Origin of the sequence: Streptomyces sp. NPDC059897, from assembly GCF_042730865.1 — a bacterium.
Taxonomy (GTDB): domain Bacteria; phylum Actinomycetota; class Actinomycetes; order Streptomycetales; family Streptomycetaceae; genus Streptomyces.
Genome location: NZ_JBHWKQ010000057.1, coordinates 37,303 through 47,221, shown reverse-complemented (window position 1 = coordinate 47,221; position 9,919 = coordinate 37,303). Strand labels below are relative to the sequence as shown.

Below are 9,919 nucleotides of genomic sequence, written 5' to 3'. Positions count from 1 at the left end.
GGCGTTGATTTTTGGCACGCTGTTGAGTTCTCAAGGAACGGACGCTTCCTTTGTACTCACCCTCGCGGGCTTTCCTCCGGGCGCTTCCCTTCGGTATTTCGTGTTTCCGACTCTACCAGACCGTTTCACCGGCCGATTTCCTCGGGTTTTACGCCTGCCTCAAGGAATTCCGCTTTCGCGGCCCTTTCGGCGAGGTCAAACACTATCAGTCTTTTTTCGACCCGCTTGCCGCACCCCTGCAGGCATGCAGAAATACGGTTCGCATTGCAACTTAGGACTTGATAGATGCTGCCGAGGTGTTGGACGCTCGATGGCGTCGGCTGTCCCTCTGGCAGGGGTACGACAGTACATCGGTCCCGAGCTTCGGCGCAAATCGTTTGCCCGCGGCCCCTACGTCCGCCAACCGGGACCTCTCGTAGGGAACCGGGACTTTTTATGACTTACGCTTCTGAACAGTACGCCGTCCAGGACAGGCAGTGACGGCGACCCTGAATCTCCGCCCCCTGGGAGGCTTGCCATGACCAGTGTGACGTCCCCGCTCACCGGACGCGCCATCGGGCTCTCCGCTGTTCCTGACCCGGTGTTCTCCGGTGCGATGGTCGGCCCCGGCTCCGCGATCGACCCCGCGCGCGAGGCGTCCGACGCCGTGGCCCCGGTGGACGGCATCGTGGTGTCCCTCCACCCGCACGCTTTTGTCGTCGTGGACGAGGAAGGCCACGGTGTGCTGACGCACCTGGGCATCGACACCGTCCAGCTCAACGGCGAGGGCTTCGAGCTGCTCGTCAACAAGGGCGACACCGTGCAGCGCGGGCAGGCCGTGGTCCGCTGGGACCCGGCTGCCGTCGAGGCCGCCGGCAAGTCGCCGATCTGCCCGGTCGTCGCCCTCGAGGCCACGGCCGAGTCCCTTTCCGGTGTCGTCGAGGACGGCGACATCAAGGCCGGCGACGCGCTCTTCGGCTGGAACTGACGCACTGCGTCACTGACGGCCAGCAGGAACTCAACGCGGCGGCAGCGCTCGCCGCACTATCGGAGACGGGTGAGATGGAGACAACGCTGCGAGGCGTCGGCGTGAGCCACGGTGTGGCCATCGGCGAGGTTCGGCACATGGGGACGGCGGTGCTGGAGCCGCCGGCCAAGCAGATTCCGGCCGAGGACGCAGAGCGCGAACAGGGGCGCGCCCGCCAGGCCGTCGAAGCTGTCGCGGCCGACCTGATGGCGCGCGGCAATCTGGCCGGTGGCGAGGCCCAGGCGGTGCTCGAGGCCCAGGCCATGATCGCCCAGGACCCGGAGCTGATGGCCGACGTCGACCGCCGCGTCGCTGTCGGGAGCACGGCCGAACGCGGGATCTACGACGCGTTCTCGCACTACCGTGAGCTCCTCGCCGGGGCCGGCGAGTACATGGCGGGCCGTGTCGCCGACCTCGACGACGTGCGCAACCGCATCGTCGCCCGGCTCCTCGGCGTGCCCATGCCCGGCGTTCCGGACAGCGACAGGCCGTACGTGCTCATCGCCCGTGACCTCGCGCCCGCGGACACCGCGCTTCTGGACCCCGCGCTCGTGCTCGGTTTCATCACCGAAGAGGGTGGGCCGACCAGCCACAGCGCGATCCTGGCCCGGGCCCTGGGCGTACCGGCCGTGGTCGCGCTTCCCGGTGCCGGTGAGCTCGCCGAGGGCACCGTGGTCGCCGTGGACGGCAGCACCGGTGAGATCTTCGTCGACCCCAGTGCGGAGAAGCGGGCCGCGATGGAGGCCGCTGCCGCCGAGCGCAAGGCGGCGCTGGCCGCTTCGACCGGTCCCGGTGCCACCTCCGACGGTCACAAGGTGCCGCTGCTCGCCAACGTCGGCGGCCCGGCCGATGTGCCCGCGGCGGTCGAGGCGGGGGCCGAGGGTGTCGGTCTCTTCCGTACCGAGTTCCTCTTCCTGGACGACAGCAAGAACGCGCCTTCCGAGGAGAAGCAGGTCGAGGCGTACCGGCAGGTGCTCGAGGCGTTCCCCGAGGGTCGTGTCGTGGTGCGGGTGCTCGACGCCGGCGCCGACAAGCCGCTGGACTTCCTGACGCCCGGCGACGAGCCCAACCCGGCTCTGGGCGTGCGCGGTCTGCGGACGCTGCTCGACCACCCGGAGGTGCTGCGCTCGCAGCTGACCGCGCTGGCCAAGGCCTCCGAGGGGCTTCCGGTCTACCTCGAGGTCATGGCGCCGATGGTGGCCGACCGCGCCGACGCCAAGGCCTTCGCCGACGCCTGCCGTGAGGCCGGTCTGCAGGCGAAGTTCGGTGCCATGGTGGAGATTCCGTCCGCCGCGCTGCGTGCCCGGTCGGTGTTGCAGGAGGTCGAGTTCCTGTCGCTCGGCACCAACGACCTGGCCCAGTACACGTTCGCCGCCGACCGTCAGGTCGGTGCCGTGTCCCGTCTGCAGGACCCGTGGCAGCCCGCGCTGCTGGACCTGGTCGCGCTGTCCGCGGACGCGGCGAAGGCCGAGGGCAAGAGCTGTGGCGTCTGCGGTGAGGCCGCGTCCGACCCGCTGCTCGCGTGTGTCCTGACCGGTCTGGGGGTCACCTCCCTCTCCATGGGCGCCGCCTCGATTCCGTACGTGCGAACCACACTCGGCAAGTACACGCTGGCCCAGTGCGAGCGCGCCGCCGCTGCCGCGCGTGCCGCGGAGTCGGCGGAGGAAGCGCGCAACGCCGCTCAGGCCGTGCTGTCCGGCGAGTAGCCGAGCACGATCGGTGCCTTTCGGAGGGCGCTCCGCCTTTGGGCGGGGCGCCCTTCGCGCTTGAGCGTGGGGTTCAGCCGCGCGCGGCTGTCAGTGGAGGTGCCTCCCTTCCGGCTTGGAGTCATCCACTTCTGGTGCGGTGCAGTAATTCACGCCGGGTTCCGGAGCGGACAGCTCGCCGGAGTCGGCGTCGGTGCAGTAGGCGTCGAAGACCCGGCCCCCTGGGATCGGCCGGAGTCCCTCGTCCTTCAGGTGCCAGCCGTGGACGCGGTCTTCCTCGCCGGCGACCGAGCTGCGCACGATGACCGCGCTGGCGCGCCTAGTGACGATCGCCAGCGCCAGTACGGCCGTGACCTCCATGGCCGCGGACTCATCGATCCTGACCGTGCCGGCTTCCATGGCGTCCACGTGCAGGACGGCATGGAGGGACTCCCTGTCGGTGAGCACGCTGCACACCCAGTGGTGGGCTCCCTCGCCGAGCGCGTCGATCACTCGGGAGACCAGGTAGGAGGCCCTGGCGAAGGCCATGCGTCCGACGTCCTGTCCGCACACGGCGCAGGCTCCTGTCCGGGACAGGACGGATGTCGCGAACTCCCAGGTCGCTTGGCGGACCGCTTCTTCCACGAGTTCCGGGACGAGGTCGGCCATGGGCTGGCCCTGGTAGGCGACCAGAGGTCCTGAGGCGGCGAGTTCCGCGGTGAAGCGGGTCCGGCTGATCACGTTGTCCGGGTCCAGGCCCTCCGCCCTGCAGAACTCCGTGAATTCGGCAGGGTCGAAGAACGTGACCGTGGTGTATCCGCCGGCCGCGGCCTGGGATTTGAGCAGGCCTTCGACTTGGCGCAGGTACGTCGTGTGGTCGTCGAAGGTGAAGCTGCGGTAGAGGCGCATGGCCTCGAAGTCCTGCTCGTCGGCCAACAGGCCGATGGTTCCCGCCACTTCACGGCGCAGGACGCGCCGCATGCTGGTCGTCCTGCTGTGTTGCGTGTGCCCCATGATTCCCCCTGAGCGCGCTTGAACGATGCTCACTCAGAGTAACCGGGGGCACTGACAACGCTACGCTCGGCGACGGCGCACCGTCGGTTTCGGGATCAGCTCAGGCTCGCTTGCGGGCGATCTCCTCGTAGAACTTGAGGAGCTCGAGGTTGTCGATGGAGCCGGGGTTGACCGCCTTTTCCAGCGGGGTTCCCTGGAGCAGGCGCTTGACGGGGACCTCGATGCGCTTGCCGGTGAGGGTGTGCGGGACGCCGGGGGCCTCGATGACCTCGTCGGGAACGTGGCGCGGCGAGAGCTGTTCGCGGATGACCTGCTTGATGCGGGCGCGGAGCGTGTCGTCGAGGACCGCGCCGGGTGCGAGGTGCACGAAGAGGGGCATCCAGTAGCCGCCGTCGGGCTGTTCCAGGCCGATGACGAGGGACTCCCGGATCTCGGGGAGCCGCTCCACGGCCTCGTAGATGTCGGCCGATCCCATCCGGACGCCCTGGCGGTTGAGCGTGGAGTCGGAGCGGCCGTGGATGACGACGGAGCCGCGTTCGGTCAGCGTGATCCAGTCGCCGTGGCGCCAGACTCCGGGGTAGGTGTCGAAGTAGCTGTCGTGGTACCTGCTGCCGTCGGGGTCGTTCCAGAAGCGGATCGGCATGGACGGCATCGGGTTGGTGACGACGAGTTCGCCGACCTCGTCGGTCAGCGGCTCGCCCGCGGGGTCCCAGGCCTGGAGGTCCGTGCCGAGGGCGGGTGCCTGGAGTTCGCCGATGTGGACGGGGAGCGTCGGTACGGCTCCGGCGAAGCAGGAGCAGACGTCGGTGCCGCCGCTGACGGAGGCGATCCACAGGTCCTCTCGCACCTCGTCGTGGAGCCAGCGGAAGCCGTCGGGCGGGAGCGGGGAGCCCGTGGTGGCGACGCACTTGACGCGCGAGAGGTTGTGGTCGCGCGCGGGGTGCACGCCGGCCTTGCGGCAGGCCATGACGTACGCGGCGGAGGTGCCGAAGAGGGTGGCGCCCGTGCGTTCGGCGATCGCCCACTGGGCGCCGGTCTCGGGGTATCCGGGGCTGCCGTCGTAGGTGACGATCGTGGTGCCGGTGAGCAGGCCACCGACGAGGAAGTTCCACATCATCCAGCCGGTGGACGTGTACCAGAAGAAGCGGTCGTCGGGGCCGAGGTCGCAGTGCAGGCCGATCTGCTTGAGGTGCTCGACGAGGATGCCGCCCTGCGACTGCACGATGGCCTTGGGCAGGCCGGTGGTGCCGGAGGAGTAGAGCACCCACAGCGGGTGGTCGAACGGCACGTCTTCGTAGACGGGCGCGACGTCGGCGGAGGTGAGTGCCGACCACTCCAGGGCGCCTTCGGGCGCCTTGGTGCCGAGGAGCGGGATGTGTACCACCGCGCGCAGGGAGGGCAGTTCGTCGCGCAGTTCCTGGACGGTTTCGCGGCGGTCGTGCTCCTTCCCGCCGTACCGGTAGCCGTCGACCGTGAACAGGACGACGGGTTCCACCTGCTGGAAGCGGTCCAGGACGCTGCGTGCGCCGAAGTCGGGGGCGCAGGAGGTCCACACGGCTCCGACGGCCGCAGTGGCGAGGAGGGCGGCGGCGGCCTCGGGGATGTTGGGCAGGTAGCCGCTGACGCGGTCGCCGGGGCGTACTCCGAGCGCGCGCAGCTCCGCGGCGAGGGAGCCGACCTGGCGGCGCAGCTCGGACCAGGTGACGGGGCGGGGCTCGTGGGTCTCGTCCACGTGGAGGATCGCGGGGGTGTCCGCGCGGGCCGGGTCGTCCGCCGTCCGCAGGGCGTGCGCGGCGTAGTTGAGCGTGGCCCCGGGGAACCACTCGGCGCCCGGCATGTCACGGTTGCCGAGTACGCGCGCGTACGGGTGCGTGAAGCGCACGTCGAACCACTCGGTGACGGCCTTCCAGAAGGTTTCGAGTTCGGTGACCGACCAGCGGTGCAGCGCCTCGTAGCCACCGTCGGCGGGCGCGCCGTGGTGCTCGGCCGCCCAGGCCTGGAACCGTGTGATCTGGGCGTCGGCGATCTGCTGCCGGTCGGGCTGCCAGAGCGGTGACGGGTTCACGGTGGACATGATGCGGCTCCAGGAAGTACGTGCTCGGCGTGTGCGTCCGCGGCGCGCACCGCGGAGTGTGCGCCTGACGCGGCTCACTGGACGATGCCACGTGATCGACTTCGGCACCAGGGTGCATCCCACATAGTCGGCCTCGTGAAGATGTGCTGGCACCACGGATGAACGGCAGTTGAACGAGGCACGCACGCGTGCGCCTCGGTGGCAGGGTGAGCAGCATGGATGGTCGTGACCTGGTGCGCTTGGCGAAGGCGGTCTCGTCCGTGGGGCCGGCCCATGGGCTGCGCTCCCTTCGGGCGTCGTGGCGGCACCGTCGCGCGGACTCTGTGGGCCTCCCCCGGCGCGGCATCGAGCGGGCCCGGGTCCCGGGTGCCGTGGTCGGTGCGACGCCGGAGCCGGGCGGCGGCCTGGTGCGGTTCACGCGGTCCCGGCTGCGCATCACCGTGACTGTGAGCGGTGCTCTCTTCTGGGCCTGGGACGGAGCCGAACCCGAGCCCTCGTACGCGCTGTCCGGGCTGTGCCCGGAGGCGGATCCGCGGGCGGTGCTGGAGCCGGACAAGGACGGCGGCTGGCGGGTCGTCTCCGAGCGGGTGACCGTCGTGGTCTCGCGGCACGGCGCCTTGGAGGTGCGCACGCCTGGCGGGGTGTTGCTGCGCCGCGATCTGCCGCCCCGGTGGTGGGAGCCGGAGGGTGGCGGGGAGGCCCGCTGGGCGCAGCGGAGCGAGGTCTCCGCCGACGCACGCTTCTTCGGCCTCGGGGGGCGTGCGTCGGGCCCGCGGCTGCGTGACGCGACGTACCGGCTGTGGAACACGGATCCCGGCGGCTCGTTCGGCCGGCGGGACGATCCGCTGTCGCTCACGATGCCGGTGCAGGTGGTGGTCGCGGACGCGGGAACGCATCTGGTGTTCCACGACAACTCGTGGGACGGCGCTGTCAGCCTCCGTGAGGGCAGCGAGGGTGCGGGGTCCGGGCACGACTGTGCCGGGACGTCCGAATTGCGCATGGAGGGCGGCCCGTTGCGCTGCTGGGTGGTGGTGGGCACACCCGCGCGCGTGCTCCATGTCTGGTCCCAGCTGACCGGCGCTCCGGCGGTGCCGCCCGGTTGGGCGCTGGGGCACCAGCACGCGCGTTGGGGGTTCGGGAGCGAGCAGGAGGTGCGGCGCGTCGTCGCGGGTTACAGGGAGCGCCGTCTGCCCCTGGAGGCCATCCACCTGGACATCGATCACTTCGCGGCGCGACAGGCCTTCACCGTCGATCGTGAGCGGTTTCCGTCTCTGCCCAGGCTGGCCGAACAGTTGCGCGGCGAGGGCGTCCGGCTGGTGTCGATCGTCGATCCTGCGGTGAAGGTGCAGAGCGGGAATCCCCTGTACGACGGCGGGCAGGCGATCGACGCCTTCGTGCGGGATGCGTCGGGCACGCCCGTGCGCGGGGTCGTGTGGCCGGGTGAGTCGATGTATCCGGACTTCACGGCGGAGCGGGTGCGCAAGTGGTGGGGTGGCCTGTACGAGGAGCGTCTCGCGCAGGGTTTCTCGGGTTTCTGGCACGACATGAACGAGCCGGTGTCGTTCGCCGCCTTCGGTGAGCCGACGCTCCCCCGTTCGTCCCGACACGCGGTCGAGGGGCGGGGCGGCGACCATCGGGAGGCGCACAACGTCTATGCCCTGTGCATGGCACGGGCCGGCTACGAGGGGCTGTGCGAACTGCAGCCGCAGGAACGGCCCTTCTTGTTCTCCCGGTCCGGGTGGGTGGGTCTGCAGCGCTACGGAGGGACGTGGTCCGGCGACGTCGCCACCGGGTGGGCCGGGCTGCGCGCCTCGCTCTCACTGGTGATGGGGCTCGGGTTGTGCGGGGTGCCGTACTCGGGGCCTGATGTGGGCGGGTTCGACGGGAAGCCGTCGCCGGAGCTGTTCCTGCGGTGGTTCCAGCTGGGCGCCCACATGCCGCTGTTCCGTACGCATTCGGCGCTGCGGGCGGGTCGGCGCGAGCCCTGGATGTTCGGTGAGGAGGTGCTCGCGCACGCGCGCGTGGCCCTGGAGGAGCGGCGTCGCCTCTTTCCGTACTTCATGACCCTCGCGCAGCTCGCCCGGCGTACCGGCGCCCCGTACGTGCGGCCTCTGTGGTGGGGGGCTCCGGAGGACCGGGCGCTGCGTGACTGTGAAGACGCCTTCTTGTTGGGCGACTGCCTGTTGGTCGCCCCGGTCCTGGAGCAGGGAGTCGACCGCCGCACCGTGCAGCTGCCGCCCGGGCGCTGGTACGACACAGTGACCGGCGAGGTCTTCGAGGGGCCCGGACAGGTCGCGGTGGACGCCCCCTTGTCGCGTGTTCCGGTGCTCGCGCGTGGCGGGTCGGTACTTCCTGTGCGCGATGCGGGCGGGGGCGTGGCTCTGGAGGCGTGGGCACCGGCGCCGGGACGTACGGGGGGCGGTTATGCGGCGCGGGACGCAGGCGACGGCTGGGAGGAGCCGGAGATCGAACGGTTCCGGGTGCGCTGGAGCAAGGGGCGTGTGGTCGTCGAGGCGGACGGGGAGAACGGGGACGTGGAACCGTCGTACCCGGTGCGTGTGCGCGGCCTGTGAGCGCCCTGCGGGGCCGGTTGCCCGTGAGGGATCGGCTCCTACAGGTAGCGGCCCTCGAACCAGGCCTTCACCGCCAACGTATGGAGTGGGAAAGCCAGTTCGGTCGGGCGGCGCAGCAGGTGCCAGCCGTCCGTCTCGTCAGTGGCCGCGCTGTCCGGCAGGAATCCCGCCGGGCGTTCGGGCAGGAGACCGAAGAGCAGCAGATGGCCGTCCGGGGCGCTCATGGCCTCCACGAGGCGTACGTCGCGTGCCACGGCGACGATGCCCGTCTCCTCCTGGAGTTCGCGGACGACGGCTCGGCGCCAGTCCTCCCGGTCGTCGATGAAGCCGCCCGGCAGGGCGGGCTCCCCGCGCGCGGGGGCGATGGTTCGGGTGATCGCGACAAGAGCCGTGCCCACCGTGTCGTAGACCGGCTGCAGGGCGATGGCCACAGGGAGGGGGTTTCGGTAGGCGACGGAGTCGCAGGCCCGGCAGGCGCGGGGCCAGCCGTGCACCTCGGCCCCGTAGGCGGCCCCACAGCTCGAACAGTGGGAATCCGGAACGGGGTTGACCGTGGGGTGGGTTGATGCGGACACGGCGCGGACTGTATCCGATCACCCGGCCGCGGTCTTCCCCGGTGGGTCCGGCTCCTGATAGGAGCTGATCCATGACTCGAGCCTCCACCGCTCAGCGGAAACTCGCCGCCCTGGCCGCCGCCGCACTGCTCGGCGTTGCCGCCGCGTCTTCGGCTGCCCATGCGACGCCCGACCCAAAGGCGCCGAAGGACTTCGTGGCGCTCCATGACGTGGACTCCACGATCATCCAGGAAATGCGCTACTACACGGAGCACGACTTCATGGGTGTCCCGGTCGACGGCTACAAGAAGCCGATGTGCATCCTCACGAGACCGGCCGCACAGGCGCTGCACAAGGCGCAGCTCGGCCTCCTGAAGGAGGGTTACTCACTGAAGGTGTACGACTGTTACCGCCCGCAGCGCGCGGTCGACCACTTCGTGCGCTGGGCGAAGGATCTCGACGACCAGAGGATGAAGGCGGAGTTCTACCCGCGCGTGGACAAGACGCGCCTGTTCGCGGACGGCTACATCGCGGAGAAGTCGGGCCATAGCCGTGGCTCCACCCTGGACCTGACCGTCGTGAAGCTGCCGGCCCGGCCCACACGCCCGTACGAGCCCGGGGAGAAGCTCACGCCCTGTTACGGGCCGAAGGCGGAGCGCTTCCCCGACAACTCGCTGGACATGGGCACCGGGTTCGACTGCTTCGACACGCTGTCCCACACGGACGACCCGCGCATCCAGGGCGAACAGCGGGCCAACCGGGACCTGCTGCGCGACGCCCTCGGCGCACAGGGGTTCGCCAATCTGCCCGAGGAGTGGTGGCACTTCACGTACAAGCCCGAGCGCTACCCGGACACGTACTTCGATTTCCCGGTCTCCAAGCGTTCGCTGACGGGGCGGTGACGTGGCGGGGGGGGGGGGGGGGGCCCCCCCGGGCCCCCCCCCCCCCCCCCCCACCCAAAACGAGGCCCGGGGGGGGCCCGGGGTTGTTGGGGGGGCCCCCAGGGCGACCGG

At 70.4% G+C, this 9,919-nt stretch carries 7 protein-coding genes; 4 read left to right on the top strand and 3 right to left on the bottom strand.

Annotated features, from left to right (window positions below):
- Positions 1–517: 517 nt before the first annotated feature.
- Both ACFV9W_RS36015 and ptsP read left to right on the top strand, forming a co-directional pair.
- The gene (locus tag ACFV9W_RS36015) at positions 518–967 is read left to right on the top strand and encodes a PTS glucose transporter subunit IIA (RefSeq protein WP_385769709.1); all 450 of its coding nucleotides are present in this window, start codon (positions 518–520) and stop codon (positions 965–967) included.
- 74 nt (positions 968–1,041) lie between these two features.
- Positions 1,042–2,712, top strand: coding sequence for a phosphoenolpyruvate--protein phosphotransferase (gene ptsP / locus ACFV9W_RS36010; RefSeq protein ID WP_385769707.1), 1,671 nt, complete (start codon positions 1,042–1,044; stop codon positions 2,710–2,712).
- Between the two features lie 90 nt (positions 2,713–2,802).
- Here ptsP and ACFV9W_RS36005 read toward each other — a convergent pair whose 3' ends face one another.
- The gene (locus tag ACFV9W_RS36005) at positions 2,803–3,705 is read right to left on the bottom strand and encodes a hypothetical protein (RefSeq protein ID WP_385769705.1); all 903 of its coding nucleotides are present in this window, start codon (positions 3,703–3,705) and stop codon (positions 2,803–2,805) included.
- Between the two features lie 100 nt (positions 3,706–3,805).
- The gene (locus ACFV9W_RS36000; protein WP_385769703.1) at positions 3,806–5,779 is read right to left on the bottom strand and encodes an acetoacetate--CoA ligase; all 1,974 of its coding nucleotides are present in this window, start codon (positions 5,777–5,779) and stop codon (positions 3,806–3,808) included.
- Positions 5,780–5,994: 215 nt separating this feature from the next.
- Here ACFV9W_RS36000 and ACFV9W_RS35995 point away from each other — a divergent pair, with 215 nt between their 5' ends.
- On the top strand, positions 5,995–8,352 hold the full coding sequence (locus ACFV9W_RS35995; RefSeq protein ID WP_385769701.1) for a glycoside hydrolase family 31 protein: 2,358 nt from the start codon (positions 5,995–5,997) through the stop codon (positions 8,350–8,352).
- Between the two features lie 38 nt (positions 8,353–8,390).
- Here ACFV9W_RS35995 and ACFV9W_RS35990 read toward each other — a convergent pair whose 3' ends face one another.
- Positions 8,391–8,927: an NUDIX domain-containing protein gene (locus ACFV9W_RS35990; protein WP_385769699.1), complete on the bottom strand. Its 537-nt coding sequence runs from the start codon at positions 8,925–8,927 to the stop codon at positions 8,391–8,393.
- A gap of 71 nt (positions 8,928–8,998) precedes the next feature.
- Here ACFV9W_RS35990 and ACFV9W_RS35985 point away from each other — a divergent pair, with 71 nt between their 5' ends.
- Positions 8,999–9,808, top strand: coding sequence for a M15 family metallopeptidase (locus ACFV9W_RS35985; RefSeq protein ID WP_385769697.1), 810 nt, complete (start codon positions 8,999–9,001; stop codon positions 9,806–9,808).
- Positions 9,809–9,919: the final 111 nt, after the last annotated feature.

Coding starts and splice junctions, on each gene's coding strand:
- ACFV9W_RS36015 (WP_385769709.1), top strand. CDS start 518: ATGACCAGTGTGACGTCCCCGCTCACCGGACGCGCCATCGGGCTCTCC.
- ptsP (WP_385769707.1), top strand. CDS start 1,042: ATGGAGACAACGCTGCGAGGCGTCGGCGTGAGCCACGGTGTGGCCATC.
- ACFV9W_RS36005 (WP_385769705.1), bottom strand. CDS start 3,705: ATGGGGCACACGCAACACAGCAGGACGACCAGCATGCGGCGCGTCCTG.
- ACFV9W_RS36000 (WP_385769703.1), bottom strand. CDS start 5,779: ATGTCCACCGTGAACCCGTCACCGCTCTGGCAGCCCGACCGGCAGCAG.
- ACFV9W_RS35995 (WP_385769701.1), top strand. CDS start 5,995: ATGGATGGTCGTGACCTGGTGCGCTTGGCGAAGGCGGTCTCGTCCGTG.
- ACFV9W_RS35985 (WP_385769697.1), top strand. CDS start 8,999: ATGACTCGAGCCTCCACCGCTCAGCGGAAACTCGCCGCCCTGGCCGCC.